The sequence below is a fragment of the Actinoplanes couchii genome (assembly GCF_016862075.1).
In the GTDB taxonomy this organism is placed as follows: Bacteria; Actinomycetota; Actinomycetes; order Mycobacteriales; family Micromonosporaceae; genus Actinoplanes; species Actinoplanes couchii.
This window is the reverse complement of the sequence record NZ_BOMG01000051.1, coordinates 47,736-62,487: the sequence shown is the minus strand read 5'-3', so window position 1 is coordinate 62,487 and position 14,752 is coordinate 47,736. Positions and strand designations below refer to the sequence as shown.

12 protein-coding genes and 1 tRNA gene are annotated in these 14,752 nt (G+C 69.9%); 7 read left to right on the top strand and 6 right to left on the bottom strand.

Translation table 11 applies throughout. The features are described from left to right. Positions 1-35: 35 nt before the first annotated feature. On the bottom strand, positions 36-1,088 hold the full coding sequence (gene hisC, locus Aco03nite_RS19565) for a histidinol-phosphate transaminase (protein ID WP_203796816.1): 1,053 nt from the start codon (positions 1,086-1,088) through the stop codon (positions 36-38). Further along, positions 1,085-2,053, bottom strand: a complete 969-nt coding sequence (locus Aco03nite_RS19560; RefSeq protein ID WP_203796815.1) for an RDD family protein — start codon at positions 2,051-2,053, stop codon at positions 1,085-1,087. The genes hisC and Aco03nite_RS19560 overlap by 4 nt, the downstream gene beginning before the upstream one ends. A gap of 181 nt (positions 2,054-2,234) precedes the next feature. Here Aco03nite_RS19560 and Aco03nite_RS19555 point away from each other — a divergent pair, with 181 nt between their 5' ends. The 3 genes from Aco03nite_RS19555 to Aco03nite_RS19545 all read left to right on the top strand — a co-directional run bounded on the left by Aco03nite_RS19555 (position 2,235) and on the right by Aco03nite_RS19545 (position 5,796). Then, positions 2,235-2,720, top strand: a complete 486-nt coding sequence (locus Aco03nite_RS19555; RefSeq protein ID WP_203796814.1) for an Lrp/AsnC family transcriptional regulator — start codon at positions 2,235-2,237, stop codon at positions 2,718-2,720. Between the two features lie 62 nt (positions 2,721-2,782). After that, positions 2,783-4,084, top strand: coding sequence for a hypothetical protein (locus Aco03nite_RS19550; protein WP_203796813.1), 1,302 nt, complete (start codon positions 2,783-2,785; stop codon positions 4,082-4,084). Between the two features lie 47 nt (positions 4,085-4,131). Next, positions 4,132-5,796 carry a fumarate hydratase gene (locus tag Aco03nite_RS19545; protein WP_203796812.1) on the top strand — a complete coding sequence of 555 codons (1,665 nt, stop codon included), beginning with the start codon at positions 4,132-4,134 and terminating at the stop codon, positions 5,794-5,796. 4 nt (positions 5,797-5,800) lie between these two features. Here Aco03nite_RS19545 and Aco03nite_RS19540 read toward each other — a convergent pair whose 3' ends face one another. Continuing rightward, entirely contained in the window at positions 5,801-6,382 is a 582-nt protein-coding gene (locus Aco03nite_RS19540; RefSeq protein WP_203796811.1) for a hypothetical protein, read from the bottom strand. Positions 6,383-6,511: 129 nt separating this feature from the next. Between Aco03nite_RS19540 and Aco03nite_RS19535 the strand changes: the two genes are divergently transcribed. Genes Aco03nite_RS19535 through rlmB form a run of 3 tightly spaced genes read left to right on the top strand, consistent with a single transcriptional unit; the run spans position 6,512 to position 10,466 of the window. Continuing rightward, positions 6,512-7,897, top strand: a complete 1,386-nt coding sequence (locus tag Aco03nite_RS19535) for a class II fumarate hydratase (protein WP_275415880.1) — start codon at positions 6,512-6,514, stop codon at positions 7,895-7,897. A 23-nt stretch (positions 7,898-7,920) separates the two neighbouring features. Further along, complete coding sequence (gene cysS / locus Aco03nite_RS19530; protein WP_203796810.1) at positions 7,921-9,336, top strand: cysteine--tRNA ligase; 1,416 nt, start codon at positions 7,921-7,923, stop codon at positions 9,334-9,336. Then, positions 9,336-10,466 carry a 23S rRNA (guanosine(2251)-2'-O)-methyltransferase RlmB gene (gene rlmB, locus Aco03nite_RS19525; RefSeq protein ID WP_203796809.1) on the top strand — a complete coding sequence of 377 codons (1,131 nt, stop codon included), beginning with the start codon at positions 9,336-9,338 and terminating at the stop codon, positions 10,464-10,466. The genes cysS and rlmB overlap by 1 nt, the downstream gene beginning before the upstream one ends. Positions 10,467-10,468: 2 nt before the next feature. Here the strand turns inward: rlmB and Aco03nite_RS54710 are convergent, their stop codons facing one another. After that, positions 10,469-11,320 (bottom strand): outer membrane protein assembly factor BamB family protein, encoded by an 852-nt coding sequence (locus Aco03nite_RS54710; RefSeq protein ID WP_203796808.1) that lies wholly within the window; start codon positions 11,318-11,320, stop codon positions 10,469-10,471. Positions 11,321-11,759: 439 nt separating this feature from the next. Continuing rightward, positions 11,760-11,833 (bottom strand) — tRNA-Thr (locus Aco03nite_RS19515). A gap of 138 nt (positions 11,834-11,971) precedes the next feature. Here Aco03nite_RS19515 and Aco03nite_RS19510 point away from each other — a divergent pair. After that, on the top strand, positions 11,972-13,060 hold the full coding sequence (locus Aco03nite_RS19510; protein ID WP_203796807.1) for an ABC transporter ATP-binding protein: 1,089 nt from the start codon (positions 11,972-11,974) through the stop codon (positions 13,058-13,060). Positions 13,061-13,120: 60 nt separating this feature from the next. On the opposite strand, the gene Aco03nite_RS19505 is transcribed toward Aco03nite_RS19510, so the two are convergent. After that, positions 13,121-14,752 carry a PQQ-binding-like beta-propeller repeat protein gene (locus Aco03nite_RS19505; protein ID WP_203796806.1) on the bottom strand — a complete coding sequence of 544 codons (1,632 nt, stop codon included), beginning with the start codon at positions 14,750-14,752 and terminating at the stop codon, positions 13,121-13,123.

Here is a 14,752-nt window from a genome sequence, read left to right as displayed (position 1 = left end):
TGGAGGCCGCGGCCAAGGGTTGAGCGACGGAGGAGCTAGGACCGGAACGCGGCGGCCGCGGCGAGGAACAGGTCGTTCTCCGCCGGGGTGCCGATGGTGACGCGGACACCCTCCGGGTGGAAGGCCCGCACGATGACGCCCCCCTCCTCGCAGGCCGCCGCGAACGCCGAGGTCCGCTCACCGAGCGGCAGCCACACGAAGTTGGCCTGGCTGTCCGGCACCTCGAGGTCGAGTTTGCGCAGCTCGGCGGTGACCCGGTCGCGCTCGTCGACGACCAGGGCGCAGCGCCGCCGCACCTCGTCCTCGGCGTCCAGGGCGGCAAGCGCCGCGGCCTGCGCGACCAGGTTGGTGGAGAACGGGGTGACCACCTTGCGCAGGGCGGCGGCCACCTCCGGCGGGGCGACCAGGTAACCCATCCGCAGCCCGGCGAGCCCCCACGCCTTGCTCATGGTGCGCAGCACGACCACGTTGGCCCGGTCGCCGTAGACCTCGACGCCGTCCGGCACGTCGGCGTCGGTGACGAACTCCTTGTACGCCTCGTCCAGCACCACCAGCACGTCCGACGGCACGCCGGCGAGGAACCGGTCGAGCTCGGCCTTGCGCAGGTAGGTGCCGGTCGGGTTGTTCGGGTTGCAGACGAAGATCAGCCGGGTCCGGTCGGTGATCGCCTCGGCGATGGCGGTCAGGTCGTGCCCGTGCGCCGCGGTGTTCGGGATCCGGACGCTGGTGGCGCCCACCCCGGCGGCGATGATCGGGTACGCCTCGAACGACCGCCACGAGTAGATCACCTCGTCGCCGGGCAGGCAGGTGGCCTTGACCAGGATCTCGGCGAGCGCCACCGACCCGCAGCCGGTCACCACCCGGGCCGCATCGACGCCCAGCCAGGCGCCGATCCGGTCGCGCAGCGCGGTCACGCCCATGTCCGGGTACCGGTGCGAGGTCCGCAGCGCCTCGGCGGACGCCTCGACGACGCCGGGCAACGGCCCGTACGGCACCTCGTTGCTGGCGAGTTTGACGGCCCCGGCGACGGTGCGACCGGGCACGTAGTCGGGCAGCGCGTCCAGGTCGGGGCGGGTCAGCCGGGTCATCGCTCTCCTCCGGGTTGGTCGCCGCCGGGTGCGGCTTCGGTCATGATCGGGGACACGCCGGGCGGCAGGGACACCACGACGGTGCCGGCTGCCTTGTCGTGCCAGGCCTGCCGCATCCGGGTGTCGAACAGCGGCGAGAGCGCGAACAGGAACTGGATCACCAGGCCGATCCCGCAGTACCAGAACAGCGTCCACATGCCGAGGCGTGCCCAGCGGGTGAAGGCCCGGGCGAAGCCGATCTGGCCGGGTTTCTCGATGCCGACGACCTGGATCCGCATCAGCCGCTTGCCGAGGGTCTGCCCCCGGCTGCTGATCGACGGCGCCTCGTAGGCCAGCCACAGCAGGGTGGCGATCATGACGATGGCCACCGACAGCGTCGACATCCGCGGCGTGGCCTCCTGGATGACCGGGTTGGCGGCGCCCGCCATGACCTGCGCGTAGTACTCGCGGAAGATCGGCCGGAAGTCCTCCATGTACAGGTACACGAAGTAGCCGTTGACCACGACGTTGAGCAGCAGCACGACCAGGATGTCGATGAACCGCGCGACCAGCCGCTGCCCCAGCCCGGCCAGGGCCAGCCCATGCGGCCGGACCTCCGGCACCGGATAGGGGTAGGCGTAGGCGCCCATCGGCTGCGCGCCGGGTTGCGGTTGCCAGCCGGGCGGCGGCTGCATGCCCGGCGGGGGCTGCCAGCCGGGCGGAGGCGGTGGTTGCGGTGCCCACCCGGGCGGCGGGCCGGGCGGTCCGGCGGGTTGACCCGGTTGCTGGTACGCCGGGGGAGCGGCCGTCTCCGGGACGGCGGGCGTCTCCTCTACGACGGGTTCCGGCTCCTCCGGCGGGGGCGGGCCGTCCGGGGGAACGGCGTCGGCCGGGATGGCCTTGCCCACCCAGCCGTCACCGTCCCAGTAACGCTGGGTGCTGGGGTCGGCCGGGTCCTTGTACCAACCCGCGGAAACGGAACTCATGCGCAAACCTTTACCACGACAGCCTGACACTTCCCTGCGGCCCGGTCGCCCGGCCGTCAGGGTGTGATCACAGTGTCACAGGGCCGCCGTATGCGGGTGACAGTGGCGTACCCCACCGGCTCGGGCAACCGTCGACGACGAGGATGGTCAACCTGTGCAATCGGTGCGATAGGTTCGCCGCATGGGTGAGCAGACTGTCCAGCTCGATCCGCTCGACGCGCGGCTCATCGCGATGTTGGCGGCCGAGCCCCGGATCGGTGTGCTGGAGCTCTCCCGGCGGCTGGCGGTGGCCCGCGGCACCGTGCAGGCGCGGCTGGACAAGCTGATCGCGCGGGGTGCGATCAAGGGTTTCGGGCCGGAGGTGGCGCCGGACGCGATCGGTTTCGGGGTGATGAGCTTCGTGACCCTGGAGATCGGCCAGCGGTTCGGGCATGCCGCGGTCGCCGATCACCTGGCCGAGATTCCCGAGGTCCTGGAGGCGCACACGATCACCGGCGGCGGCGACATCCACTGCCGGATCGTGGCCCGGTCGAACGCCGACCTGCAGCGGGTGATCGATCAGATCGTCGGCTACGAGGGGATCCGGCGGGCGCACACGATCATCGCGCTGGCCGAGTTGATCCCGTACCGGACCGTTCCGCTGGTGAGATCGGCAACCCACCCATAACCCCGCGACACGGACATCCCGCGCTGGGTGCTTCCCGCTTCGAAGGTCATTACCCTGCCCGAATGGCCTCCGGCGGCACCTCGTGGAAGGGACTCTCGGTGGTCGCCGCCGCCACGGTCGTGATCACCGTGCTGGCCGCGACCAACGTGTGGAACCCGTTCCCGCAGCTCTGGTCGTGGATCACCACGAGCGGGCCGATCGCGGCCGGCACCCGCTGGCAGCAGTCGCTGGGCGGCTCACCGCAGAGCGTCGCGATCGCCGGGGAGTCGGTGATCGTCGAGTACCGGACGTCGGTCGAGGCGTACTCGCTGAGCGCCGCGGTGAAGATCTGGTCGTCGGACGCCGACTGGGCCGAGGTGGCCGGCAAGGGCGCCAACGCCGTGGTCGTCACCGGCCGCCTGCTCACCAAGGGCTACCAGGTCCTCGACCCGTCCACCGGCACGGTCCGGCGGGCCGACACCACCGCGTCCGCGGTCTGGGCGTACCAGGACGCGATCGTGGACCTCGGCTGCTCCGGCGGCGACGACTGCCGGCTCACCGCCTGGGACCCGCGCTCGAACAAGCAGCTCTGGACGGTCGGCGCGGGCAGCATCGGCTTCGTCCTGGACGCGGCCAACCCGGACCTGCCGGACACCCGCCGGCTCATCTCCGGCGACGTGGACGACGACCTGCCCGGCCCGCCGGCGCTGCCCGGCCTGCTCGGGCTGCCGCACGACACCGAGGTCCGGGTGATCGACACCGCGAGCGGCCGGCTGGTGCAGACCGTGAAACCGCCCCGGGACCAGCGGGTCGTGGTGGTCGGCGGCCGGGTCCTGACGATCACCGGCACCTCCCGGGACGGCACCTGCTACTACGGCGTGGTCGCGTCAAACCCGCAGGCCTCCGGCAAGGTGGTGTGGCAGCGCGACGGGCTCAACCTGCGGACCGCGGGCAACGGCTCCAACTGTTCCCAGGACCGCGATCCGTCCGGCGGCTACAGCGTGGTGCTCGGTGTCGACCCGTACGGCCGCGAGGTCCTGATCAACGGCTATGACGGGCGCAATCTCTGGTACGGCGACAAACAGTCCGAGGTGCTGACCCTCAACGACGCGTACGCGGTGATCCGCAAGGGTGATGTGATCCGGGGGTTCTCGTTCGGCAAGGACAAGGTGGTCTGGCGCCTGGACGGACGGGGCGAGGACGTGGGCGCCGCGCTCACCCCGCACGCCGTGATCGTGACCTCGGACGACCGGGTGACCGCGCTGACGCTCGGGGCCGGGGCGGTCCGTGCCGATGTGCGTACCGACGCCAAGGTCTTCGCCACGAACCCGGACGGCATGATCATCGTGTCCGGGCGGGAGATGGCGTTCGTCCCGTTCGCCTGACGCCCGGGTTCGCATCCCGCCACCCCGCTGGCATAGGCTGAGCGTTCATGAGCAGAGGCGCCGATTTCAGCTATTCGCCGCTCCTCCCCACCGGTGCGGACCAGACCGAGTACCGCCTGGTCACGGACGAGGGAGTGGACGTCGTCGAGGGCCCTGGCGGGCGACGATTCCTGACCGTGGAGCCGGCCGCTCTCACTCAGCTCACCGCGGAGGCGATGCACGACATCGCCCACTACCTGCGCCCGGCCCACCTGGCGCAGCTGCGCGGCATCATCGACGACCCGAAGGCCTCGGCGAACGACCGGTTCGTCGCGATGGACCTGCTGCGCAACGCGAACATCGCGGCCGGTGGGGTGCTGCCGATGTGCCAGGACACCGGCACCGCGATCGTGATGGGCAAGCGCGGCCGGCACGTGCTCACCGACGGCACCGACGAGGCGGCCATCGCCCTCGGCGTCTACCAGGCGTACACCCGGCTCAACCTGCGGTATTCGCAGCTCGCCCCGCTGACCATGTGGGACGAGAAGAACACCGGCAGCAACCTGCCCGCGCAGATCGAGCTGTACGCGGAGGACCCGGGCGGCCAGCCGGACGCGTACAAGTTCCTGTTCATGGCCAAGGGCGGTGGCTCGGCCAACAAGTCGTACCTCTACCAGGAGACCAAGGCGCTGCTGAACCCGCAGCGGATGATGCAGTTCCTGGACGAGAAACTGCGCCTGATCGGCACGTCGGCCTGCCCGCCGTACCACCTGGCCGTGGTCATCGGCGGTACCAGCGCCGAGCACGCGCTGAAGACCGCGAAACTCGCCTCCGCGAAGTACCTCGACAACCTGCCCACCGCGGGTTCGATGCTCGCGCACGGCTTCCGTGACCTGGAGCTGGAGGCCGCGGTCCTGGAGCTGACCCGCGACTTCGGGATCGGCGCCCAGTTCGGCGGGCGGTACTTCTGTCACGACGTCCGGGTGATCAGGCTGCCCCGGCACGGCGCGTCCTGCCCGGTCGCGATCGCCGTCTCCTGCTCGGCGGACCGGCAGGCGGTCGCCAAGATCACCCCGTCCGGCGTCTGGCTGGAGCGGCTGGAGACCGACCCGGCGCGCTACCTGCCCGAGGTCGACCTCGAAGAGTCGCCGGTGGTCAACATCGACCTGAACCGGCCGATGGCGGAGATCCGGGCCGAGCTGACCAAGTACCCGGTGAAGACCCGGCTGTCGCTGACCGGCCCGCTGGTGGTGGCCCGGGACATCGCGCACGCCAAGATCGCCGAGCGGCTGGACGCCGGTGAGCCGATGCCGCAGTACATGCGGGACCACGCGGTCTACTACGCCGGCCCGGCGAAGACCCCCGAGGGGTACGCGTCCGGATCCTTCGGACCGACCACGGCCGGCCGGATGGATTCGTACGTGGAGAAGTTCCAGGCCAACGGCGGCTCGATGGTCATGCTGGCCAAGGGCAACCGGTCGAAGCAGGTCACCGACTCGTGCCAGGAGCACGGCGGCTTCTACCTCGGCTCGATCGGCGGCCCGGCCGCGCGTCTGGCCCAGGACTGCATCCGGCACGTCGAGGTGCTCGAGTTCCCGGAGCTCGGCATGGAGGCGGTCTGGAAGATCGAGGTCGAGGACTTCCCCGCCTTCATCGTGGTGGACGACAAGGGCGAGGACTTCTTCGCGGACGTGACCAAGCCGAACCCGGTCTTCGCGATCGGCCGGCGCTGATCGTTCAGGACGCGCTGGGAACCGGGTCGGCGCTGGCCGGGGCGCTCTCGGACGGGAGCGGTCCGCCCGCGCAGTAACCGGAGAGCGGGTCGAGCCACTCGGCGATCTGGTCCTTGAGCGTGACGTCCAGATCCTTGGTCGCCTTGAGCCCCTTGATGTAGGACCGGTTCTTCGCGGCGGCGTCGATCTTCTTCGCCGAGGTCTCGGCGGCCACCGCGAGCTCTGGATCCTGCGCGTCCTTGGTCTCCTTGCGGATCTGGGCACCGATCGCCTTCAGCTCGTCGGCGGCCGCCTTCTCCGACTTGGTGGCCTCGGCGGTCTCCTTGGCGTCCTTGTTGGCGATCATCCGGCCGAGCTCCGCGCCGAACTCGCCGAACGCCTTGTTCACCACGCCGGTGACCCGTCCGCAGATCTTCGCGGTGTCCTCTGAGTAGTCCGGCGCCAGGGAGACCGACGGCGACGGCGCGGCGAGCACCGACGCGGGGGCGGACGGCTCAGTGAACTGGGGCGTCTCCGCGTCACTGTCGCAGGCGGCGCCGGTCAGCAGTGTGCCGCCGGCGATCACGGCCAGGAGGGCGCGTCGCATCAGGGGTTCCTCTTCATCGAGACCGAAGTCGGGGACCGAACCTCGCCGACGTTATACGAACGGCGCTCCGATCCGCGCTTGTGAGGCAATCGACTGGGTACCGTCCGCTCACCGAGAGAGGATGAAGCGGTGACTGGTTTCCGGATCGAACGCGACACGATGGGCGAGGTCCAGGTGCCCGCCGACGCGCTGTGGCGCGCACAGACCCAGCGGGCGGTGGAGAATTTCCCGATCTCCGGCCGCGGCCTGGAGCCGTCCCACATCCACGCCCTGGCCCGGATCAAGGGCGCCGCCGCCCGGGCCAACGCCGAGCTGGGCGTGCTGGAGAAGGATCTGGCCGACGCCATCGCCACCGCCGCTGCACACGTCGCCGACGGTGGTTACGACGACCAGTTCCCGATCGACGTCTTCCAGACCGGCTCCGGCACCTCGTCGAACATGAACGCGAACGAGGTCATCGCCACCCTGGCGAGCCGGGAGCTGGGCCGCCCGGTGCATCCGAACGACCACGTCAACGCCTCGCAGTCCAGTAACGACGTCTTCCCGTCGTCGATCCACGTGGCCGCGACCGAGGCGGTCGGCCGTGACCTGATCCCGGCGCTGGAGCACCTGGCCGCAGCACTGCACGACAAGGCCGCACTCTGGGCGGAGACGGTCAAGAGCGGCCGCACCCACCTGATGGACGCCACCCCGGTCACCCTGGGGCAGGAGTTCTCCGGTTACGCCCGCCAGATCACCAACGGTGTCGAACGACTGACCGCCACCCTGCCCCGGCTGGGTGAACTACCGCTCGGCGGCACCGCGGTCGGCACCGGGGTGAACACCCCGCCCGGTTTCGCGCCGACCGTGATCCGGCTGCTCGCTGAGGAGACCGGCCTGCCGCTGACCGAGGCGCGGGACCACTTCGAGGCGCAGGGCGCCCGGGACGCGCTGGTCGAGGCGTCCGGCCAGCTCCGGGTGGTGGCCGCCGGCCTCTACAAGATCGCCAACGACATCCGCTGGATGGGCTCCGGTCCCCGGGCCGGTCTGCGCGAGCTGCGCCTGCCCGACCTGCAGCCCGGCTCGTCGATCATGCCGGGCAAGGTGAACCCGGTCGTCCCCGAGGCGGTCCGCCAGGTCGCCGCCCAGGTCATCGGCAACGACGCCGCGGTGGCCTTCGCCGGCACCCAGGGCGATTTCGAGCTGAACGTGATGCTTCCGGTGATGGCCCGCAACGTGCTGGAGTCGATCCGGCTGCTGGCCGCGGTGTCCCGGCTGTTCGCCGACCGGTGCGTGGCCGGGCTGGAGGCGGACGAGGAGATCACCCGGGGGTACGCCGAGGGGTCGCCGTCGATCGTCACCCCGCTCAACAGGCATCTGGGTTACGACGAGGCCGCCGCGATCGCCAAGCAGGCGCTGGCCACCGGCCGTACGATCCGGGAGGTGGTGGTCGAGCGCGGGCACGTCGCGAACGGCACGCTCACCGAGGCTCAGCTGGACGAGGCGCTCGACGTGCTCCGGATGACGCGTCCATGAGGTGAGGCCGGTACCCTTCAACGGTGACTCTACGCTTGTATGACACCGCGACCCGATCGGTCCGGGACTTCGTCCCGTCGACTCCCGGTCTGGCGGGGATCTACCTGTGTGGTGTCACCGTGCAGTCCTCCCCACACATCGGCCACCTCCGTTCCGCCGTCAACTACGACGTGCTGCGCCGCTGGCTGACGCACGAGGGCCTGGAGGTGACGTTCGTCCGCAACGTCACCGACGTGGACGACAAGATCCTGGAGAAGGCGGTCAAGGCGGGCCGGCCCTACTGGGCCATCGCGTACGAGAACCGTCGTCTCCTGGATCGGGACTACTCGGCGCTCAACGTGCTGCCGCCCACCTACGAGCCGCTGGCCACCGGGCACATCACCGAGATGCACGAGCTGATCCAGGAGCTGATCGATCGCGGCCACGCGTACCCGGCCGACGGCGACTGCTCCGACGTCTACTTCGACGTGCGCTCGTTCGCGGAGTACGGCGCTCTGTCCGGTCAGCGCCCCGACGACATGCGCGACCCCGGCGACGCCTCGCCGCGTGACAAGCGCGACCACCGTGACTTCGCCCTGTGGAAGGGTGTGAAGGCGGACGAGCCGCGCGACGCGTACTGGCCGTCCCCCTGGGGCAAGGGCCGCCCGGGCTGGCACATCGAGTGCTCGGCGATGGCCCGGCGCTACCTCGGCGACGAGTTCGACATCCACGGCGGTGGCCTGGACCTGACGTTCCCGCACCACGAGAACGAGGTGGCCCAGTCCAAGGCGGCCGGTCTCGGTTTCGCCCGGTTCTGGGTGCACCACGCCCTGTTGAATCTCGGCGAGTCCAAGATGAGCAAGTCGCTGGGCAACGTGATCGACCTGGACGCGGTGGTCGAAGCCGGCGTCCGCCCGGTCGAGCTGCGTTACTACCTGGGCAGCCCGCACTACCGCTCGCGGATCGACTTCACCGACGAGGCGCTGAAGGAGGCCGCGGTCGCCTACCGGCGCATCGAGGGCTTCGTGCAGCGTGCGGCCGAGGTGGTCGGCAACGGCCGGCCCAAGGCGGTGCCGCCGGCGTTCGCCGAGGCGATGAACGACGATCTGAACACCTCGGCGGCGCTGGCGATCGTGCACGACACCGTGCGGGAGGGCAACACCGCCCTGACCGCCGGCGACGAGCCGGCCATCCGGGGCGCGCTGACCGCGGTCCGGGCCATGCTCGGGGTGCTCGGCATCGACCCGCTCGACAGCGCCTGGGGTGGCGCCGACGGCGGCAACGACCTGAAGCCGGTGGTCGACTCCCTGGTCGCCCTGGCATTGGAACAGCGGGCTTCGGCCCGCGCACGTAAGGACTGGGCGGCCGCCGATTCGGTGCGGGACCAGCTCAAGAACGCGGGTATTCAGGTGGAGGACACTCCGACCGGGCCGCGCTGGACGGTAGGAGAGCAGCACTGATGGCCGGTAATTCGTTCAATGCGAGCAAGCGCACGACGTCGAAGAAGGGCGCCGCGGGCGGCTCCGGTGGCAAGAACAAGGCCGGGCTGAAAGGGCGTGGCAAGACCCTGCCCGCCGACGAGCGGCCCTGGCACAAGGGCTACTCGGGCACCGAGAAACTGCCCGAGAAGACCGCGCGCAAGCAGAACAAGGAGCGTCAGGCGGCCGCCGCCGAGGGCCGTGCGCCCAAGGTCGGCCAGCCCGGCACCAAGGACACCACCTGGGGCCGGGGCGGTGGCCGGGCGCCCGGCATGACCCGCACCCAGGCCGGCCGCGGCGCTCCGGTCCGCGGTGGTGGCCCGCGTGGCCCGAGGATCGCTCCGGGCCGCCGCTCCAACCCCACCAAGGAGGGCCCCGAGCTGCTGCTCGGCCGCAACCCGGTGAACGAGGCGCTCCGCGCGCTGGTGCCGGCGACCGCGCTCTACGTGGCACACGGCATCGACATCGACGACCGGGTCACCGAGATCATCCGCACGTGCGGTGACCGGGCCATCCCGATCCTGGAGATCAGCCGGGCCGAGCTGGACCGCATGACGGGCGGCGTCCTGCACCAGGGCATCGGCCTGCAGGTCCCCCCCTTCGCCTACGAGGACTTCGACGACCTGCTCGCCGCGTCCTTGGAGCAGACCGCCCCCCTCCTGGTCGCGCTGGACGGCATCACCGACCCCCGCAACGTGGGCGCGGTGATCCGGTCGGTGGCCGCGTTCGGAGCCCACGGCGTCTTCATGACCGAGCGCCGAGCAGCGGGCATCACAGCGACGGCCTGGCGCACCAGCGCCGGCGCGGCGGCCCGGGTTCCGGTCTCCCAGGTGGTGAACCTGACCAGGGCCATCAAGCAGGCCCAGAAGGCAGGCTTCACCGCAATCGGCCTGGACGCGGACGGCGAGGTGGACCTCTACGAGCTGGAGGCGGCGGCAGGCCCCCTGATCGTCGTAGTGGGTTCCGAGGGCCGAGGCCTCTCCCGCCTGGTGGGCGAAACCTGCGACCTGAGGGTGAGCATCCCGATGGCCTCAGACGTGGAGTCCCTGAACGCAAGCGTCGCAGCAGCAGTAACCCTCGCCGAGGTGAGCCGCCGCCGCACACAAGGCTGACGTCAGAAGTAGGCGCGCAGGCGGTTGCCATCCGTAAGGAATAGGCGACCGCCTGCAACCGTCGGCGGATAACTGTCATGGCTGGGTTGCCCACCTCCACGAGTAGCCCCCGTGACAGCGTCGACGATCGACAGAGCGGCCCCCATCCCGGAGGGGCTGTAGAGCAGTTCCCCGGCCCGAACAGGCTGCCCGGCCCCATCCGGCAGATGCACGCCCCAGAGCCGTCGCCCGTTCGAGGCATCCAGGCAGATGACGGTCCTCTGCCGGGGAACATAGACGCGTTTCCCGTCAGAGGTGACCGAAGGCGCCGGCCACGAGGACTGCCAAACCACCTTCCCGCTGGCGGCATCCACCGAGGCGAGCCCCCGCCCTGCACCCCCCATGTAGAACCGCCCACCCCCGGGATCGCTGCCGACGGCATAAAGATCCTCCCGAGTGGTCCAGAGAATCCCCCCGGTCCGGACATCGACAGCCCGAGACCCTTCCCTTTGGGTACGCAGCAGAATCCGCCCCCCAGCGGACAACAACCCATGCCCCCGGGTTCCATACAACTTCCACAACCGAGCCCCGGTCCCCAGCCGATGAGCCACCGTGGACGCCTCGTAATCAGGCCGCGTATCCACCACGACAACCCCTCGGTCCACCACCATGTCCTGAGACGGCGCCCCCAGAGCCACTTCCCAGACAGGAGACCCGTCGGCGGCCCGATATACGTTCAGGTAGCTGCGCTGCCCCTCACAGGAGTAGGAGAGCGCAACCAGAAACCCTTCGGACAGAGCCATCCGGGAAACCCCACGCCGGCCCAGCCCCACATGCCACCGGCGAGCCCCCGTAGCCGGGTCATAGGCACCCACCCCACCGGGATCACTGGTGAAGACGCTCCCGTACCCCACAAGCGGTTCCCGCCCCACCTCACACCCGGGATCCCCGTGCGTGGAAACCTCCCACCGCCGCACAACCCGCCCAACCGTGGATCCGTTGAGGCGGCTTTCGCCGGGGTTGAAGAAGGTAAGCCCAGCCCCATACCCCGTCTGCCCCCACTCAGGGCCAGGTATAGGTGCAGGAGCGCCGAGAGCCGCGATCAAAACAGCGGTCAGGAAGGAGTTCACGCAAGATCAACGAGCGAACACCAAGATGAGACTTGATACAACGAAGACCCGCAACCGGAAACCCGCAACCGGCCCGCCCACAGCAATCACCGTGACGCGGGGGTCTGGGGGCTCGGCCCCCAGGAGCGAAATGCGAGGTGACGCTCCGGTCCGCGCACTTTGCGGACAGGAGCCCCCGCCAACGAGCCCCCGGTCGGGATCGAACCGACGACCTCCCGTTTACAAGACGGGTGCTCTAGCCATCTGAGCTACAGGGGCGAACGGCCCCCAGCATAACGTCCCGTATTCCGATCGCCATCTTGGCAGGTCAGGGAAAAAGAAATACGGTGGCGGGGCTGTTCCTTCTACTCGGATCGTCCGGCACGTTCCTGCCGGTGGAAAGGAAGTCGTTTCACCATGGCTACCGTCTCTTATGACAAGGCGTCCCGCATCTATGCGGGCACCGAGCGTCCCGCGGTCAACGAGCTTCAGCTCGAGATCGGCGACGGCGAGTTCCTCGTCCTGGTCGGCCCCTCCGGTTGTGGTAAGTCCACCAGCCTGCGCATGCTCGCCGGCCTGGAGGATGTGGACCGCGGTCGCATCCTGATCAACGACAAGGACGTCACGCACCTGCCGCCGAAGTCCCGTGACATCGCGATGGTGTTCCAGAACTACGCGCTGTACCCGCACATGACGGTGTACGAGAACATGGCGTTCGCTCTGAAGCTGCGCAAGACCCCGAAGGCCGAGATCGACAAGGCCGTGAAGGAGGCCGCCGGCCTGCTGCAGCTGGAGGAGTACCTGTCGCGTAAGCCGAAGGCGCTCTCCGGTGGTCAGCGTCAGCGTGTCGCGATGGGCCGCGCGATCGTGCGTAAGCCGCAGGTCTTCCTCATGGACGAGCCGCTGTCGAACCTTGACGCGAAGCTCCGTGTGCAGACCCGTTCGCAGATCGCCTCGCTGCAGGCGAAGCTGGGTGTCACGACGGTCTACGTCACGCACGACCAGGTCGAGGCCATGACCATGGGTCACCGGGTGGCGGTCATGCTGGACGGCGTGCTGCAGCAGGTGGACACCCCGCGGGCGCTGTACGACACCCCCGGCAACGTCTTCGTCGCGGGCTTCATGGGCTCCCCGGCGATGAACATCAAGACGGTTCCGCTGAACGACACCGGCGCCCACTTCGGTTCGCTGACCATCCCGCTGACCCGCGAGCAGATCGCGGCGGCGAAGGAGGGTGGCGAGGGCAAGGTGACCGTCGGTTTCCGGCCGGAGTCCGCTTCGGTGGTCAGCGAGTCGGCCGACGCGCTGCCGATCGTCGTGGATCTGGTCGAGGACCTGGGTTCGGACGCGAACGTCTACGGCCACGCGGACCTGCCGGGCGGTTCGGAGCGGTTCACCGTCCGCACCGAGCGCAAGAGCATGCCGTCGATGGGCGAGACGGTCTACATCAAGCCGCAGACGACGGCGCTGCACGTCTTCAACGCCGGCAGCGGTGTCCGCATCTGACGTAGTTGATCACGAAGGGCGGGTCTCCCCGGAGGCCCGCCCTTCGTGTGTGGAAGAACTTCAGTCGGCGAACGAGTAGACGACGACGTCCTTGTCGGCGACGCATGCGATCACCGACGTGTTCCACGAGCAGCTCTCGGACCGTACGTCCCGGATCTCGCCCATCTCCTTGATCTCGCCGGCCTTGTCGCCGAGGTGGAATCCGGACAGCGCCCGGTTGCCGACCGAGCTGGTCAGGTCGTCGGAGAAGCGCAGCACGTTCCCGGCGTCGAGGCGGGCCGCGACCCCGTCGGTCAGGGTCCAGACCACGGTGCGGTCGACGATCAGCGTGGTGCCCTTGTCGCCGACGGCCAGCAGCCCGTTGTCGCCGACCGGGACGAGTGTCTTGGTGCCGGGTAGGGCGAGGTTCCAGCCGTCGGTGACGATCTCGGTGGCGGCCCGGTCGTAGCCGGTGGTCCGCAGGAAGCAGAGCTGGTCGCCGCAGGGCGCGAGCCCGTCGATGTTCTCCGTGGTCCCGGCCGTGTAGAGGGCGCTGGGTTCGGCGGCGAGGTTCGCCAGGTCGTACTGGAAGATCCGCTTGGGGGTGCCGCTCTCCAGCACGTAGAGCCGGCCGTCCCGGATGGTCACGTCGTCACCGCCGGCGGACACGTTCTCCCGGGTCTGCACGATCTTGCCGGTGCCGAGTTCCCGGACGGTCACCCGCTTGTCGGCGTCGAACTGCACGAACCGTTCGGTGTCGGTCGCGGTCAGGGTGCGCCCGTCGACGGCGGCCGGCCCGTCCAGGTCCTCGGCGGTGGGCATCGGGTGGATCCGGGTGGCGTCCTCGTCGGCTTCGGACCACTTCTCCCGGCCTTCGTCCAGGTCGATCCCGACGAGCCGTTTGCGGTCCCGGTCGGCCCACACCACGGTCTGGGCGCCGAGGTGGATCTCGTCGTTGTAGCCGACCCGCTGCTGCCAGCGCATCCGGCCGGTCCCGGAGTCCAGGACGACCATCCGGGCGGCGCCGGTCGACGACTCGATGCCGGAGAGCAGCACGACTGCCGTCGGTGTCGCGCGCAGGGTCTTCCAGGTGCCGGACTTCCCGGCGGCGACGCTCTCCCACAGCGGCTTGTTCCCGGCCCCGGTGTCGGACGCGAGCACACGCAGGGTGCCCTCCTCGTCGACGCCGGCGAAGTAGGCCCGATCGCCGAGCACCTCGGTGGTGGTGAACGACGAGGTGAACGGGACCGCCGGGGCGAACCGCTCGATCTCCTCGGCCCGGTGGAAGTCGAGCGCCGGATGGGCCGGCCAGAGCAGCACCGTGGCGGCGGTCACGCCGGCGGCCACGACGGTGGCGGCACCGCCGATGAGCAGGCCGCGGCCGAGCCGGTTCGGCTTCTTCCCCGGTTCCAGGACGGTCTGATCGGGGCCGGACGGGCCGGGCCAGGTGTGGCCGGGGTGCACGGCGGGCGCTTCATAGCTGGGCTTTCCCCCGGCGGCGATCGAGGCGGCCTCGGCGGCGGCCCACGGGTCGACCGGTTCCGCGTACTCCATGTCGGCTTTGGTGGGTTCTTCGATCCGGCGAACCGGTTGTTGTGGCACGGTCTCCGACGTGGGGTCCGGTTCGGCCGCCCGGGAGACGCCGACCGCGAACTCGGCCTGCCCCTCGTCCTTGCCCTGACCAGCCATGTTTCCGCCCTCCACCGCCGCCAC